At 59.0% G+C, this 15,829-nt stretch carries 12 protein-coding genes; 9 read left to right on the top strand and 3 right to left on the bottom strand.

The features are described 5' to 3' along the window. Window positions 1-20: 20 nt before the first annotated feature. A complete protein-coding gene (locus tag DD236_RS07065) occupies window positions 21-1,160 on the bottom strand; it encodes a glycoside hydrolase family 3 N-terminal domain-containing protein (RefSeq protein WP_133246074.1) in 1,140 nt (379 codons plus the stop codon). A gap of 232 nt (window positions 1,161-1,392) precedes the next feature. Between DD236_RS07065 and DD236_RS07060 the strand changes: the two genes are divergently transcribed. The 4 genes from DD236_RS07060 (at window position 1,393) to DD236_RS07045 (ending at window position 5,545) form a co-directional block, all read left to right on the top strand. Further along, window positions 1,393-2,964, top strand: a complete 1,572-nt coding sequence (locus DD236_RS07060; protein ID WP_109093669.1) for a xylulokinase — start codon at window positions 1,393-1,395, stop codon at window positions 2,962-2,964. 97 nt (window positions 2,965-3,061) lie between these two features. Further along, the gene (locus DD236_RS07055) at window positions 3,062-4,123 is read left to right on the top strand and encodes a zinc-binding dehydrogenase (RefSeq protein WP_207785735.1); all 1,062 of its coding nucleotides are present in this window, start codon (window positions 3,062-3,064) and stop codon (window positions 4,121-4,123) included. A gap of 142 nt (window positions 4,124-4,265) precedes the next feature. Beyond that, window positions 4,266-5,195 carry a VOC family protein gene (locus DD236_RS07050; protein ID WP_109093668.1) on the top strand — a complete coding sequence of 310 codons (930 nt, stop codon included), beginning with the start codon at window positions 4,266-4,268 and terminating at the stop codon, window positions 5,193-5,195. A 62-nt stretch (window positions 5,196-5,257) separates the two neighbouring features. Further along, on the top strand, window positions 5,258-5,545 hold the full coding sequence (locus tag DD236_RS07045; protein WP_109093667.1) for a hypothetical protein: 288 nt from the start codon (window positions 5,258-5,260) through the stop codon (window positions 5,543-5,545). Between the two features lie 104 nt (window positions 5,546-5,649). Here DD236_RS07045 and DD236_RS07040 read toward each other — a convergent pair whose 3' ends face one another. Then, complete coding sequence (locus DD236_RS07040) at window positions 5,650-6,753, bottom strand: LacI family DNA-binding transcriptional regulator (RefSeq protein ID WP_207785733.1); 1,104 nt, start codon at window positions 6,751-6,753, stop codon at window positions 5,650-5,652. Between the two features lie 115 nt (window positions 6,754-6,868). Here DD236_RS07040 and DD236_RS07035 point away from each other — a divergent pair, with 115 nt between their 5' ends. From DD236_RS07035 to DD236_RS07015, 5 genes are all read left to right on the top strand, one after another. Then, window positions 6,869-7,810 (top strand): carbohydrate ABC transporter permease, encoded by a 942-nt coding sequence (locus tag DD236_RS07035; RefSeq protein WP_109093666.1) that lies wholly within the window; start codon window positions 6,869-6,871, stop codon window positions 7,808-7,810. Further along, window positions 7,810-8,847, top strand: a complete 1,038-nt coding sequence (locus tag DD236_RS07030; RefSeq protein WP_207785732.1) for a carbohydrate ABC transporter permease — start codon at window positions 7,810-7,812, stop codon at window positions 8,845-8,847. The genes DD236_RS07035 and DD236_RS07030 overlap by 1 nt, the downstream gene beginning before the upstream one ends. Before the next feature lie 120 nt (window positions 8,848-8,967). Further along, the gene (locus tag DD236_RS07025; RefSeq protein WP_109093665.1) at window positions 8,968-10,323 is read left to right on the top strand and encodes an ABC transporter substrate-binding protein; all 1,356 of its coding nucleotides are present in this window, start codon (window positions 8,968-8,970) and stop codon (window positions 10,321-10,323) included. An 80-nt stretch (window positions 10,324-10,403) separates the two neighbouring features. Beyond that, window positions 10,404-12,215 (top strand): glycoside hydrolase family 35 protein, encoded by a 1,812-nt coding sequence (locus tag DD236_RS07020; RefSeq protein WP_109093664.1) that lies wholly within the window; start codon window positions 10,404-10,406, stop codon window positions 12,213-12,215. 3 nt (window positions 12,216-12,218) lie between these two features. Next, entirely contained in the window at window positions 12,219-13,940 is a 1,722-nt protein-coding gene (locus tag DD236_RS07015; RefSeq protein ID WP_109093663.1) for an alpha-N-arabinofuranosidase, read from the top strand. Between the two features lie 253 nt (window positions 13,941-14,193). On the opposite strand, the gene DD236_RS07010 is transcribed toward DD236_RS07015, so the two are convergent. Then, complete coding sequence (locus tag DD236_RS07010) at window positions 14,194-14,892, bottom strand: hypothetical protein (protein ID WP_109093662.1); 699 nt, start codon at window positions 14,890-14,892, stop codon at window positions 14,194-14,196. Window positions 14,893-15,829: the final 937 nt, after the last annotated feature.

Below are 15,829 nucleotides of genomic sequence, written 5' to 3'. Positions count from 1 at the left end.
GATCGCCTGCCCCTGCAGGATCACTCAAGTTCGAGGCGTTGCTCCATAAGTAGGATGCCCGCTGAATCGAAGGTGTCCTGATCGATCTCTCCGCTCTGGACAGCTGAGGCAATCCCGTCCACTAGGGCATGAGCGTTCTCGGTGGTTCCCGGCGCGACCATGAGAACCATCGTGGAACCGGCAGCCAGCGAGTCAACAGCATTCTGTACCGGATCGGCATACTGTGGTTCGCCCGAATCGAGCAACATGCTCATCGAATCGGTGATGACGATGCCGTCGAAGCCCAGCTCATCGCGCAATATCTTGTGCCATTCAGGGGAAAGGGAGGCTGGTTGATCCGACACCTCGGGGAAACGAAGGTGACCGATCATCACAAACTCCGCACCGGCATCGATACCGGCAGCGAACGGTGGCGCGGCGCTCTCACGCCATTCGTCCAGCGCTATGTCTGAGGTAGGGATGGATATGTGGGAATCGCCAGCGGCGAGGCCGTGGCCGGGGAAGTGCTTAAGGGTTGAGCTAACGCTGCCGCCCTCTCCCTCAACGGCCGCGGCTACGTTTTCGGAGGCAGCCTCCGGCGTTGAACCGAGGACCCGCGGCCAGATGAACGAACCCGGATCGTCCGTCACATCGGCGATCACCCCGAAGTTGACGGTGATCCCCAGATCATGAAGCAGCTGGCCGCGGTCCGTGAACGCCGCGCGCGTATTGGCGGGGGCGCCATCGCGCAGCTGGGGCGCTGCCGGGAATGTGTCCGAAGGCAGTCTTGTGACGGTTCCGCCCTCCTCGTCAATCCCGATGAGTAGCGGATGGGCAGCTTCCGCGTTCCACGACTCGATGCTGTCCGCAAGCGTGGCCTCATCGGCCGGAATATTGTCGCCCATGAGAACGAGCCCGCCCGGCTGGATTTCCCGGACAAACTCCGCCGTAGCGCCCGCGTCCGTACCCGGGTAGTACAGCATGAGTAGGCTTGCCGCCTGCTCCTCTATGTCCATGGACTCCCAGCGTTCCTGGGCGAGTTGGGTGGTAGTAGGGGGCGTAGAGGGCGGCTGCGTAGGGGAGTTAGAGGGCGACGACGACGAACCCCCACACCCCGCCACCACAGCACACGTGATGAGGGTGGCGGCCACTAGCCCAGCGAACCTGCGAATGCCCCTCATGGCCCCAACGCTATCAAGGTGCTCCCACACATTGAACTGGTGACACCTAGAGCTGGCGCATTATCTGACTGGTGCGTTTGCGGGCGCTCTGCATTAGCAGCCTAGGCTCCCATTCCGGTGCACAATTGCGCGCTTATGGCCCGAATGTGTTCCAGAGCACAAGAGGCAGGTAGCATGGCAGCTGGATTGCTCGCAGTGCTGCAGCAATCCAGATCAGGGAGGTAAAGGCGAGATGAGTTCCGAATTTCTACAAGATGGTCCGCTAGTTGTGGCGCTAGATTCCTCGACTACGTCAACGAAGGCGATCGTTGTTGATGCTGCCGGCAATGTTTGGCATACGGCGAAACGAAACATCCAACTGCATACGCCTGCGATGGATGAGTATGAACACACAGCGAGCCGCTGGTGGGAGACATCCCGCGACACGATTGCCGAAGTTCTATCGAAGCTGTCAACGCAGGACAAGGACCGGGTTAAAGCGATCGGCATTACGCATCAGCGTGAATCCTTCGCACCCTTTACAACTGATGGGACACCACTACGGCGCGGTATTCTGTGGCTGGATTCTAGGGCGGCAAGCCAGATTGAACGCTACGGGTCCGCACACATTCATGAGCTTTCCGGGAAGCCTGCGGGAGTGACACCCGCGCTTTATAAGATGATCTGGGTCAAGGAGAACGAACCGGGAGTTCTTGAGGGCGCCGATAAGGTGACCGATGTTCTCGCCTACATCACGTTCAATCTGACCGGGCGCTGGGCTGCGTCTACCGCCTCTGCAGATTCACTCGGCATTCTCGATATCAAGCGGTTTGACTACGCAGATGAACTATTGGATATAGCTGGGTTGCGCCGCGATCAGATGCCCGATCTGGTTCCACCGGGAAGCGTCATGGGCACCCTGAAGCCAGAACTTGCGAGCGAATGGGGCATTTCCGCATCGACCCCCATCATCTCCGGACTCGGAGACGGTCAGGCCGCCGGTGTTGGCGCCGCTGCCGTAACTCCCGATGTGGCCTATCTGAACCTAGGCACTGCGGTGAATGCCGGAGTTGCCTCTCATGATTACGTATACGATCCCGTGTTCCGCACTCTTGTTGGCGGCGTGCCTGGAGATTTCGTATTCGAGGTGGTGCAATCTTCGGGTTCGTATCTGGCCGGATGGTTCCGCGAGACACTCGGTGATCCCAAGCTTTTGGGCGAACCTGATCCTGAACTTGATGCCGCGGCCTCAGAGATTCCTCCAGGTTGCGAGGGCCTCATCACCCTGCCGTATTGGAACGCGGTGCAATCTCCCTATTGGGACGCCATCGCTCGAGGCGCCGTGGTGGGTTGGCGAGGAACTCACTCCAGAGCACACATGTACCGGTCAATCTTGGAGTCCATCGGCTTCGAAATGAAGCTCAACCTCGAATCGATCGAGGCCGGTACCGGAACAAAGATCACGACGCTTCGAGCGATGGGAGGCGGAACGCGTTCCGAACTGTGGCGTCAGATTATGGCGGATACGGCAGGTGTGCCCATCACGTTGTGTGCGGAAGACGAGATTTCAGCCCTAGGGGCTGCCGTTGTTGCGATGGCTGGGATCGGTGCCCATGGATCCGGCGGCGTGGAGCAATCGGCTCGCGAAATGGCACACTTCGGAATTACGGTGGAGCCTAACATGGATCTGCATGAGCAGTATAGGGAAGTGGCTCGGGTTCAGAGGAAGCTATATCCGCAACTGAAGGACACCTTCCAAGAGCTCTATCAATTGGCAGAAAAGTACCCGAGCTCTAGGCCTGAATCACCGCAGGCTGAATTGTAGCGAGCTCTGTAACCAATGTAAGCCTCCCTAACCGGGCGCCCTCCGTTCGCAGCACCCGGTTAGGGAGGTAACGATTGAAGAAAAGAGGAATGGTGTTATGGCAAAGATGATGGACGCGGCGTTAATGTACGGACCCGGAGATATTCGGGTGGAGCAGGTTGAGGTTCCCGAGTGCCCCGATGGCGGATTTGTTGTGGAAGTTGGCGCCATCGGAATGTGCGGATCGGACATCCGGAATCTGACCAGTGATTCCCGCTCCGGAGCGTACCCATGGATCTACGGCCACGAGGTTGTGGGGCGTGTGGCGGAAGTTGCGCCGGGCGTTACCGCCTATCGGCCAGGTCAATGGATCTACGTGTACCCCTTGGCGCATTGCCTCAAGTGCGAGAACTGCAGGTCTGGCCACAGCGAACAGTGTTCTGAGGTGGAGGAGTACACCGCCAATCCTGGTGGATTTGCTCAGTACATTGCCTACAGCTCGAAGCGAGTAGACCGCGGGGCTACATTCGAGATCCCGGATGGCGTGGATCCGGTCCGAGCAACTCTGGCTGAGCCGCTATCGTCCACCTATGCGTGCCTAGAGAATATTGACGTGAAGATGGGTGATTCCGTTGCAATTCTCGGGTCTGGCCCGGTGGGGATCATGCTCGCTATCCTCGCGCGGATGCGCGGAGCTTCCCAGGTGATCGTCACGGACACGAACCAAGCGCGGCTGGATAAGACTGTGCAGTTTGAGATTGACGCGCTGGTCAACTCTGCCGAAACTGACGCTGTGAGCGAGGTACTTCGGCTCACCGGTGGACGTGGTGCAGACAAGGTAATCTCCGCGAATCCATCGACGATTGCTCAGCAGCAGGCACTGCTCATGGCACGAAAGGCCGGAACCGTTGTGTTCTTCGGGGGAGTGCCGAAGGGATCGCTGACGGAGCTGGATACCAACCTCATTCACTACAACGGCCTGTGGATCTACGGGCACTATGCCTCCAACACTATGCAGGTGCAGCGCTCTTTCGAGCTGTCAATTGATCCGAGGTTCCCGGCAGATCAGCTCATCACTCACGTGTTGCCACTTTTCGAGATCAACCGGGCATTAGAACTCGCCCGCTCGGGTGAAGCTCTCAAGTCCGTCTTGCTACCCAATGGGGAGATTCATCGGTAGGTGCCGTGCCTCACAGCCCAGACTTCCGGGAATTAGTTGCATATTAAACTAGTTCAAGAAGGTGGTGGCGCGAGCTCAGTTCGGCCAGCGCTGACCACTAAAAATGCGTGAATGTTCTGGAGAATGTGGAGGCACCAGGGTGATGCAGGACGAACGGATAATCAACCCGGCTACTCGTATGGATGCAGTGACCCTGCGAGTCCACGATCTGGAGCTCATGAGTGGGTACTACTCGCGCGCATTCGGCATGGAACCGATCGAGGAAGGGACTGCTGGCCGCGAGGTGAGACGTGTTCTCGGCAGGGGCGGGCTGCCCATGGTTCGCCTGATCCATACCCCGGATCTTCCTCCCGTAGATCCGCGCCAGCCCGGGCTCTTCCACACGGCGTTCCTCTTTCCGGACGAACGCTCGCTGGCTCAGGTGGTGCTGCGCGCAGCCCAGCAGCCCGATTCCCGCTTCGTTGGGACCGGGGAACATCTGGTCAGCGAGGCGTTCTACTTCACCGATCCCGAGGGAAACGGCGTGGAGCTATACCGCGATCGTCCCCGCTCGCAGTGGACCTACGTTAACGGTGAGGTCCAAATGGATACTCTTTGGCTCGACCCCAATGAATACATCTCTACCCATCTCCGTGCTAGTGATACTGGCGCCCTACGGCGGCCCGATTCGGAACCGGCTGACGCCGCCCGCGTGGGGCACGTACATCTTCAGGTTGGGGCAATCGAGCCAGCCCGAAGATTCTATGTGGACGGCTTGGGCTTCGAGGTTACAACAACGGCGACCCCGGGTGCACTCTTCACCTCCGCAGGCGGCTATCACCATCATCTGGCAATGAACGTATGGAATAGCCGCGGTGCTGGGCCGCGTGCTGCGAGTCTTGGACTTGGCAATGTGGCGATCTCGGTTCCGGTGCGCGAGGATCTTGACGCCTTGAGCGCTCGGCTAGGGCACCTGCACATTCCGTACTCCTCAGATGGTCGCTCACTGACGGCAAAGGACCCATGGGGAACAGACGTGACAGTCTCGGTTGCCGGTAGCTCTGCCGAGGAGGTCATCGAGCGGCCAGCTTAGAGGTAAGCAACGGAACAGTGTATTCCCAACATCCACCGGCCCTTATTAGAGATAATAGGAATATGGGGCGCTACGTTCGGTTGATTCTGGCAGTATTGATTGCCACTCTGTTTTCCGTTGTTGCACTTATCGTGTTCACGCGGCTGGATCTGCGCCTGAGCGTCATCATTGGTTTGGCGTGGGTTGCCTCAGGTTACTATGCTGCAGCACGGGTGAATAAGGAACGTGTCAATGTGCGGCGCCCAGCGATGGGTGAGTGGATGGCGTTCGCATTTGCGTTATGCGGGCCGTTGGCGCTGTTCGGGTCCTTCGCTTGGCAGATCATAGACGTCATTGTGTATGGCAAGTAGTAGTTAACGGCGGTGAAGGCTCGCCTTTGCACAAACTTGCCGAGGTTGGGACGTACGTGAGGACACGTCGTCGGCCCTAAAGAGATTCGGCACAGTCTAGCTACTTAAAGATCTGACGCGCTCCCCGGGGAAGGGGCAGGCCCCGTTGAATCTCGAAGAATCAACCGCGTCGGGATCGTGAATGAGCGGGCAGAGCCCCCGCCAATCTCCTCAAGCGCGGCATCCAATGCGTCGCGCCCTAGGACCTCCCAATCTTGGGCAACGCTGGATAGCGGCGTGGGAAACGCGACGGCTTCGTCGAGGTTGTCGAAGCCGATGATGGAGACGTTGCCGGGAATGGTGAGACCGGCTTCCAGAAGCGCTCGCTGAGCGCCGAGTGCCATCTGATCATTGGCGACGAAGAGGGCGGTGGGGCGCTCGCGTTCGAGAAGCTCCTTGGTGACGAGGTAACCGGAGTTGGGAGACCAGTCGCCGCGCGTCGGCTCTGGAATGCGCCGGGAATTCTCTTGAAGTACCTCGCGCCAAACCTGCTCGCGGGAGTTGGCGGAGAAGGATTCGGCTGGGCCAGCGATGTGATGCACGGTCTGGTGACCGAGGCTGAGGAGATGCTCGATGGCCTCGCGGGTACCAACGGAGTTGTCAAAGTCGAGCGACGTGGCGCCATCGATCAGGGGCGGCCCCAACACGACGATCGGGACGCCAACGGGCAGTTCTGTGCGCCGGGTGTCCTCGATAAAGTGAGAGGGGAGGATGACGATTGCGGCATCAACAGTCATCTCGCTCAGGCGGGTGAAGGCGCCGTTCGCTGCCGTCTGGCTCGAGGCATCGAGAGGTAGGAGAGTGGTGGCATAGCCTTGGGCTGCGGCGGCTTCGGAGATCGCTTCGAGGGTGCGGTGATTACCCACCGGATGAAGGCTGTGATAGATCACCCCGATGGTGTTGAAGGCGCCGCGTCGCATCGCGCGGGCGGCGGAGTTGGGACGGTAGCCAAGTTCGGCCATTGCGGCGCGCACGCGCTCCCGCTTTTCCTCGGTCACGTTTGGTTCGCCATTGGACACCCGCGAGACAGTTTGTGAGGACACTCCAGCCAGGCGTGCAACGTCGCCCATTGATGGTCGCTTCTTTGCGCCATTCGTTTGGCTCATCAGTTCCTTCTCCTCGATCAGCTCGCCGTCAGATTGGTGAGAGCGCTTGACGTTTGCTCTCATAGGTGCAACTATAATCCACAACGAATGTTTACGTAACCAACCCCACGGTGTTGCGGATGATTACGTAAACACAACATCGCATTGATGCGAAGAGACAGGAATTGGGGAAGCGCCTATGGCAGCCGCCACCATCACGCCGGCGATCGCGAACAATACGTCGGGCGCGCGTTCAAAACAGAAGAAGGCCAAACCGAAGCGGAGCTGGACCGGATGGATGTTCGTTGGGCCCTTCATGGTGGTGTTCCTCGCCATGGTGGGTGCGCCAATCATCTACGCGATCTACCTGAGCCTGTTCAAAGAGCAGTTGGTGGGCGGGAACCAGTTTGTTGGTTTTGAGAACTACCTGACGCTGTTCAGTGACGATCAGTTCTGGGATGGCTTCGGGCGCGTGGTCAGGATCTTCATCATTCAGGTGCCGATCATGCTGGGACTGGGACTCCTTGCCGCACTTGCCATTGACTCGAATAGGTTGCGCGGGCGTGGGACGTTCCGCATCACGCTTTTCCTGCCCTACGCGGTTCCCGGCGTTGTGGCCGTCCTAATCTGGGGCTTCATTTACGGCGATCAGTTCGGACTCTCCGCAAGCTTCAACGATTTCGTTGGCTCGCATGTTCTTAAGCCACTGTCCAGTTCATGGATGACTTGGTCTATCGGTAACATCCTTACCTGGTCCTTCATGGGCTACAACATGCTCATCATGTACTCGGGCCTCAAGACCATTCCAACGGAGCTGTACGAGGCAGCGGAGATTGATGGTGCATCGCGGTTCCAAGAGGCGTGGTACATCAAGATCCCGGCGATCAAGGGCCAGATCCTCATCTCCTTCATGTTCTCGATTATCGGTACATTCCAGCTGTTCAACGAACCGAACCTGTTGAAGCCGCTGGCCTCCAACGTGATCACCAGCTACTACACCCCGAACCTGTACGCCTACAACCTTTCGATGAACGGCAACCAGTACAACTACTCGGCAACGGTGGCTATCGCGATGGGTGTGATCACGGCGATCATCGCCTACGCAACTCAGGCCCGGTCGCAGAAGCAGGAGGGCAACTGATGGCTACGAAACACGGCGGTACACAGCAGCATGCAGGGCAGGCAGCCCACACTTCGAAAGGTACGAACGGCGTGATCGCTACCAAAGATGCTCACGATCCTAACGAGATGACTCGGGAGCAGCGCCAGCACGCCAAGAAGCGCGCGGCTGCTGAAAAGAAGCGGAAGAAGCTCAAAGCTGGTGATTCTGACCGTCAGGTCAAGAAGTCCCCAGTGATGCTCATGTTCATGATCATCTTGGCGATCTACACGCTGACCCCGCTGCTCTGGCTGATCATCAACTCAACGAAGACGCAGGGAGATCTGCTCTCCACCTTCGGGCTATGGTTCGGAAACGGATTCAACCTATTCGACAACATTAAGGAACTGTTCACCTACCGCGACGGCGTGTACCTGCGTTGGTTCGGAAACACGCTGCTGTACGTGGTGGTGGGAGCTGGCGGCGCAACACTGCTAGCCACTCTGGCCGGCTATGGCCTAGCCAAATTCAACTTCCCTGGCCGCCGCGGGGTATTCGCCACTGTGATTGGTGCGATCGCCGTGCCAGGTACCGCCCTCGCGGTTCCCACGTTCCTCCTGTTCGCCCAGCTCGGGCTCACGAACACGCCTTGGGCGGTTATCCTTCCGTCACTGGTGAGCCCCTTCGGTCTCTACCTCATATGGAGCTACGCGGTGAACGCGGTCCCGATGGAGATCATCGAGGCGGCACGCATGGACGGGGCCGGCGAGTTCAGGATCTTTTTCCAGATCGTCTCGCGCCTGCTTGCCCCAGGAATCGTCACGGTGCTGCTGTTCGCGATCGTGGCAACGTGGAACAACTACTTCCTTCCGTTGATCATGCTGAGCAATCCGAAGTGGTACCCGCTGACAGTGGGTCTGTCCCAGTGGAACGCTCAGGCAACGGGCTCTTCGCCCGAACCGATCTTCAATTTGGTGGTGACGGGTTCGCTGGTCACGGTTATCCCGATCGTCATCATCTTCCTCATGCTGCAGCGCTTCTGGGAGTCAGGCCTCAGCGCGGGCGGAGTTAAGCAGTAAAGGGGGCACGGACAGAAGGACAAGTGCCAAACCCCAAAAGAACTTCCACGCCGGTCCTCAAGCTGGCGTGGATATAAGCAAGAACAACAATTTCGATTCACACAACGAAGCGGAGAAATCATGACGAGGAAGATAGGACGCAAGGCGAGCGCAATCACCGCTGCTTTTGCACTTGCAACGTTCGGGCTGGCGGCTTGCGGCTCTGACGATGAAGATACCAATGGAGATGCTCCCACAGAGGTGGATAGCGATGCGCTCGAAGCGGCCCTAGAAGAGGGCGGGGAGCTGACGTACTGGACGTGGACTCCTTCGGGCGAGGCCCAGGCCGATGCCTTTATGGAGGCCTACCCGAACGTGACGGTGGACGTGGTTAACGCGGGCACCAACGAAGAGCAGTACACCAAGCTCCAGAACGCGATCAAGGCCGGGTCGGGCGCGCCGGACGTGGCCCAGATTGAGTACTACGCAGTGCCCCAGTTCGCGCTGACTGATTCGCTGCTGGACCTTTCACAGTACGGTTTCGGTGAGCTGGAGGATCAGTACACGCCCGGCCCATGGGCCGGGGTAACCGATGGGGATTCCGTCTATGGGCTGCCGCAAGATTCGGGCCCGATGGCGCTCTTCTACAATGAGGCAATCTTCAAGGAGGCCGGCATCGACGAGGCTCCCACCACGTGGGAGGAATTCGCAGAGGATGCTAAGACGATCCACGAGTGGGACGATTCGGTCTACATCACCCATGACGCAGGTGACGCCGGGTTCGTCACCTCGATGATCTGGCAGGCTGGCGGGCAGCCGTTCAGCACTACGGATGGCACGAACGTCTCCATCGATTTCTCCGATGAGGGCACCCAGAAGTTCACGAGCATGTGGGACGAGCTCATCAAGGATGACCTTATTTCTCCCATCGCTGGCTGGTCCAACGAGTGGTATCAGGCTTTGAACCAAGGCAAGATCGCTTCCCTAATCACCGGCGCTTGGATGCCCGGCAACCTGATCTCCGGTGTTGAGGACACGGCTGGTGATTGGCGCGTTGCCCCGATGCCTACCTATGACGGCACCGCGGCAAACTCCGAGAACGGCGGTTCGGCTCAGGCCGTTGTCAAGCAGACCGAGAACCCCGAGCTGGCCGCAGCCTTCCTCAAGTGGCTGAATAATTCCGAAGAGTCCATTGACATCTTCTTGGAGTCCGGCGGCTTCCCGTCCACAACGGCTGATCTCGAGGATGAAGAGTTCCTCGCGGATGCCCCCGAATACTTCGGTGGACAGAACATCAACGAGGTCCTCGCTCAGGGTGCGACCGAGGTTCTTACCGGCTGGGAGTACCTGCCCTATCAGGTGTACGCCAACTCGGTGTTTGGTGACACCGTTGGTAAGGCATACACGGGCGATACCACGCTCGATGATGGCCTCGCCGCTTGGCAGGACTCCCTCATTGAGTACGGCAGTGGCCAAGGCTTCACCGTTAACGAGTAGTTTCTGAGCACGAAGGCGGTGTTGCTTGTTCTAGGCGGCACCGCCTTCGTCGCCCTCCCAACCGCCAAGGAGCACCGAAAGTGACAACATTTGAGATCTCGGGAAACGATTTCGCCCTCGATGGTGAGCCTTTCCGTGTTCTTTCTGGAACTATCCATTACTTCCGTGTCCCCAAGGAATATTGGGCCGATCGGATCCATAAGGCCCGTCTCATGGGCCTCAACACAATCGAAACTTATGTGCCGTGGAGCCTCCACGAGCCTCTCCCGGGCGTCTGGGAAGATTCTGGGCGTCTAGACCTTGGCGCCTTTCTCGACGCGATCGAAGCCGAGGGCATGAAGGCCATCGTGCGCCCCGGCCCCTACATCTGCGCGGAGTTTTCCGGCGGCGGCCTGCCCGGCTGGCTGTTCCGCGACGCGCCTCCCGTGGCTCACCTGAACAATCGCGAAGCCGCCGGCCACACCCCGGTGCGCTCGCTCGATCCCGCGTTCATGGAGCCCGCCACCAACTACTTCCGCCGCGTCTATGACATCGTGGCGCCCCGCCAAATCACCCGCGGTGGCTCTGTGATTCTTGTCCAGATCGAAAACGAATATGGCGCGTATGGCAACAACCACGAATACCTCCAAGCCTTAACGGACCTCACCCGCGCTTGCGGCATTGACGTCCCTCTCACCACCGTGGATCAGCCCGCCGGCACGATGCTCGAAGACGGCACGCTGCCTGAACTGGTGGCTACCGGTTCCTTCGGCTCGCGTTCCGCTGAACGCATTGCACGGCTGCGCGAACTGCGTCCCACCGGCCCACTCATGTGCTCCGAATTCTGGGACGGATGGTTCGATTCCTGGGGCGAATACCATCACGTCACCGATCCGGCTGCCTCGGCCTTCGAGCTTGCCACGCTTCTCGAAGCCGGCGCGTCTGTGAACCTCTACATGTTCCACGGCGGCACCAACTTCGGCCTGACCAACGGCGCCAACGATAAGGGCCTGTACCGCCCGCTCACCACCAGCTACGATTACGACGCACCGCTGGACGAAACCGGCCACCCCACGCCCAAGTACTGGGCATTCCGCGAAGTCCTCGGCCGCTTCACCCAGCTCCCCGACGAAGTTCCCTCCGATCGCGGTCCGGCGCCCGTCCGCTCCGGCTCATTTTCGGCCACGGCCCCACTCTCCGCACTCGCGCAGGAGTGGCTGCCCTGCCAGTCCCTCACGATGGACTCCGTAGGGCAGTACAGCGGGTTCGCCCTCTATCGTTGTTTTAACGACGACGACGACGTCAGCACCCACACCCTCACCATTTCGGAAGTGCGCGATCGCGCCATTGTGCATGCTGATGGGCGCCGCGTGGGCGTCTTGGAACGCATGGATAATGATCAGACCATAACCTTTGAGGGTTCTGCCCAGAACATCGAGATCCTCGTAGAGGATATGGGCCGGGTAAACTACGGCCCGCGCATCGGCGAGCACAAGGGCCTCATAGGTCCCATCCTGCTCGATGGCGAAGAGACCGGCCAGTGGGAGATCGCTCCTCTGGATCTCGATAATCTGGCTCCCGTGCTCGCGTCGCTGAATGTGGAGCAGGAGGGCGAGGAAGATGTCGCCGTCGTCGGAAAAATCAAGGAACCCACGTTCGTGAGCGCGGAGATTGATCTGGACGAACCTGCCGATCTTTTCCTCGATACGCGCGGGTGGGGCCACGGGCTCGTGTGGTTCAACGGGAATCTGCTCGGGCGCTACAATCGGCGCGGGCCGCAACGGACGCTTTACGTGCCAGCGCCGTACGTTCGTGCCGGGGCGAATCAGCTCCTCGTGCTAGAGACGGATCCGGTTGTGGATATGCGGTGGGGATTACTCGAAGGCCCGGATCTGGGCCCAATCGATTGGTAGGACATGGCGGAGCAGGCGAAGTTTAACGCAGATCTGAAGCGAGTAGTTGCGGAGGTTAATCCGCGGCTCTACGGTTCATTCGTGGAGCATCTGGGGCGGTGTGTGTACACCGGCATCTACGAGCCCGAGCACCCGAGTGCAGGGCCTGACGGTTTCCGGCAGGATGTTCTGGATCTCGTGCGCGAACTTGGCGTGACCACCGTGCGGTATCCGGGTGGTAACTTCGTGTCTGGATATCGGTGGGAAGATGGCGTTGGGCCTAAGGAGCGGCGGCCAGCGCGTTTGGATCTGGCGTGGCACTCCACCGAGACCAATCAGTTCGGCCTGGACGAGTTTATGGAGTGGACCGAGGCCGCCGGCATTGAGCCCATGATGGCCGTGAACCTTGGAACGCGGGGATTGGAAGAGGCGCTCGACCTCCTCGAATATACGAACGTACCCGCTGGGACGGCCGTGGCCGATCAGCGGGTGGCCAACGGGCGAGCCGAGCCCTATGGGGTAGGTATGTGGTGCCTAGGTAACGAAATGGATGGGCCGTGGCAGCTCGGGCATCGGGACGCCAAGGCATATGGCGAGCTGGCCGGACGCGTTGGCGCCGGCATGCTGCAGATCGATCCCGGACTGGAGCTTGTTGTGTGCGGCTCATCGAATTCGTCCATGCCAACCTTTGGCTCATGGGAGAAGGAAGTTCTGCGCCAAACGTGGGACGTGATCTCCCATATCTCTTGTCACGCCTACTACGAAGAAAAGGATGGGGATACGCAGTCCTTCCTCGCCTCCGCCGTGGACATGGATCGGTTTATTGGGGTTGTTGCCGGCGTGATTGATGAGGTTGCCGCCGAGAAGGCTGCTGATGGTGGCGGTATTGTCGGAACCGATGGCGCGGACGCATCCGACGGAGCTGCGGGGGAGGCCCGCGCTCGGAAAGTTGGCATCTCCTTCGACGAATGGAACGTCTGGTACCAGCGCCATTGGGAGTCAGAGGAGAAGGTTACGGGAGCGACTGACCCGTGGCCCGTTGCCCCGCGATTGCTCGAGAACTCGTACTCCGTTGCCGACGCTGTGGTGGTTGGGAGCCTACTCATCTCGCTTGTGCGGCGCGCGGATGTAGTGACGTCTGCTTCGCTGGCCCAGCTGGTTAACGCCATCGCACCAATCATGACCGAGCCCGGTGGGCCTGCCTGGCGTCAAACCATCTTCTACCCCTTTGCCGTTGCTGCGGGGCTCGCGCGTGGTGAGGTTGTGGAGTGTTCGGTGGCCGGTCCCAGCGTCCAAACGGCCGAGTTTGGCACGGTGCCCGCCGTGGACGCAGTGGTGACCGTAGACCGTGAGGCAGGGCGAGGCCTGCTCATGGCCGTGAATCGTTCGCTGGGCGACGAAGTTTCGCTCGGTCTTTCCTCGATTCTCGGTTCTGGTCCCGGTGGCGGCACACATCCTGACGACGATTTGTTGGCCGGTGGCGCAGTTAATGCTAGTCACGTGCGAGTTTCAGCGAGTCCCGCGGGAGTTGGTGCGCGGGCCTCGGACCAGTCCCACTCCTTGGAGCAAAGTGCCTTCAGCGCGGTTACCCGCGTTCGGATGCTGTGCGATGACGATATTCGTGCGGCTAACACGCTGGAAGATCCCGAGCGTGTGACGCTGCGCGAGGTGGCCGCCTCCAAAATCGCCGGGGGAGAGCTCCTTCTGCCACCAGTCTCGTGGGCGGCAATCGAATTCTCGCTCTAGCGTGTTTTCGGCAATCGCCGCTTCGAGTTGGGTTGAGGCTGGCGCAGTGGGTTGAGGCTGGCGCAGTGGGTTGCCCCTATACTGGCAACCCTTTGCGCTAGTGGCCTCCTATAGCGCTACTGGCCTCCCACAGTGGATGTCGGGCGCGCACGGTAGTGCTACCGTTCCTCAAGGCGCCATGGCGGCAAAGATGGTCGGCGTTCGACTGACCAGTAATTAGAGTCCAGTCGCTCGATAACTGCAACGGCAGCCGCTAGTAGCGTCGGTCGAGATCTAGGAGTTCCCGTGGAATCGTGCTCCAGAGCGATCCTTGCGGATGGCGAACTGGTATTCCTAGTGCTGAAAGTCTACTAATGAGATAGTCGATGAGTTCTTGAGGATGGGCGAGTTGTCGGGAATCGATCCTAACAACGCTCCAGCCTGCATTAAGTAGATTCCTTTGCCGCTCGAGAAACTCGATGCGTGCGCGTGAATTTTGAATCTTCTCGCCGCCATCGAACTCGATAATGATCTTGTGTGAAGGAATGGCCAGATCCCCGAAGTACTGGCGCCCGCTTGCTATGATCTCGTATTGCGTGAAGATCTTGATGCGCTGCTCGGTGGCGGTTTTTCGGCTTAGATTTCTGGCACTGGCGGTGGCCGGAGTAGTGAGCCACTCTGGTGCAGGGCTAGGTGTCAGCCCTTTCTCAATATGGCAACCTCGCACGGCGTTCGGGATGATGCAGTGCATGAGCCACAACAAGTAGCCCTCCCCGGGAGTCTCTATCCCAGCGTCAGCAATCTCGAGTACTTTCCTTACTTTCCTGCTGTTCTTGAATCTCGGGCTCCCGTCGAGTTTCTTGAGGATGTCTACCCTCCAGCGTTGTTCCTGTTTCCTCGAATCTGACTGATTATGCTTGTCAAATCTTGCTAGCTTCCTCAAGCATGAGCTGGCACCTACCACGGCAGCCATTGGATGAAGGTAGCGGGCACAGTCAACTGCGATCTCCCATAGGGGAGAAAGGCGAATCCCGGCGATTGTATCCGTGGAATTTGTTAGGCGTCTCGAGACGAGGCGGCGATCGTAAACTGGAGGCGTTCGGACACCGTACAACTCGACAAATGGCAATGTGTGAGGTTGTTTCTTCGCAGTCGGGTCATCACGTCTATAGCAGATATCTGCTGTGTTGATCCACGAAGGCAAGCCATGGATAGCTAGCGCGGCTTCAAGGGTAAGAACAGGGGGTTGCTGAGGACAGAGTGCAGCCGTCAGCGAGACAGCTCGTGCCTGGGTGATCAATCGCCGCACTTTCCACGGCGGCGCATTATTCGGAATCAGGTTCAGAGGTAGATAGATGCCCCTGCGGATTCGAATGAGGCTCTGTCTGCTGGCTGACCGGGAAAGTTCAATATCGTTAGGTGCCAAAACAAGGTCATTTATGTCGATACTCATGGCATTATTTGTTCCCTTAAAGCTAGAGAATGCCACCAAGGTGCGCCAACCTGTGGATATGGACGGCGTTAAACGTCCTTGTGGAGATGTCGGGCGGTGCTCTGACCCCTCTGGCGGGACTCGACGAGCTCATGTTCCCTAGGTCTCGTGGATGGCGGCCGAGTTCTCGCTGTAACGAGTTTTGGCTACTCGGTGCTTCGAGTTGGGTTGAGGTTGCCGCTTTCGGTTGAGGTTAGCGCCGTGAGTTGCCGATATACCGGCAACTCATAGCGCTACTGGCAACCCCCAACGCTACTGGCCTCCCACAACGCGAGTGAGCCCGACTAAGGGGCATGGGCGAGAGGACTATCGGGGCCTGAGGAATCATGCAAATTTCACTTGAGCGACTCGACTCAACGGGTAAGGGCCAAAAGTCCCGCGAAGAGTGGTGAACGAGCTATCGCGAACTCTCCCATGC

The organism is Ancrocorticia populi (assembly GCF_003123745.1).
GTDB classification, from domain to species: domain Bacteria; phylum Actinomycetota; class Actinomycetes; order Actinomycetales; family Actinomycetaceae; genus Ancrocorticia; species Ancrocorticia populi.
Note: the sequence above shows the minus strand (reverse complement) of the source record. Positions and strands in the feature narration are given on the sequence as shown.

Coding starts and splice junctions, on each gene's coding strand:
- DD236_RS07050 (WP_109093668.1), top strand. CDS start 4,266: ATGCAGGACGAACGGATAATCAACCCGGCTACTCGTATGGATGCAGTG.
- DD236_RS07015 (WP_109093663.1), top strand. CDS start 12,219: ATGGCGGAGCAGGCGAAGTTTAACGCAGATCTGAAGCGAGTAGTTGCG.
- DD236_RS07010 (WP_109093662.1), bottom strand. CDS start 14,892: ATGGCTGCCGTGGTAGGTGCCAGCTCATGCTTGAGGAAGCTAGCAAGA.
- DD236_RS07030 (WP_207785732.1), top strand. CDS start 7,810: ATGGCTACGAAACACGGCGGTACACAGCAGCATGCAGGGCAGGCAGCC.
- DD236_RS07065 (WP_133246074.1), bottom strand. CDS start 1,160: ATGAGGGGCATTCGCAGGTTCGCTGGGCTAGTGGCCGCCACCCTCATC.
- DD236_RS07035 (WP_109093666.1), top strand. CDS start 6,869: ATGGCAGCCGCCACCATCACGCCGGCGATCGCGAACAATACGTCGGGC.
- DD236_RS07025 (WP_109093665.1), top strand. CDS start 8,968: ATGACGAGGAAGATAGGACGCAAGGCGAGCGCAATCACCGCTGCTTTT.
- DD236_RS07055 (WP_207785735.1), top strand. CDS start 3,062: ATGGCAAAGATGATGGACGCGGCGTTAATGTACGGACCCGGAGATATT.
- DD236_RS07060 (WP_109093669.1), top strand. CDS start 1,393: ATGAGTTCCGAATTTCTACAAGATGGTCCGCTAGTTGTGGCGCTAGAT.
- DD236_RS07045 (WP_109093667.1), top strand. CDS start 5,258: ATGGGGCGCTACGTTCGGTTGATTCTGGCAGTATTGATTGCCACTCTG.
- DD236_RS07040 (WP_207785733.1), bottom strand. CDS start 6,753: ATGAGAGCAAACGTCAAGCGCTCTCACCAATCTGACGGCGAGCTGATC.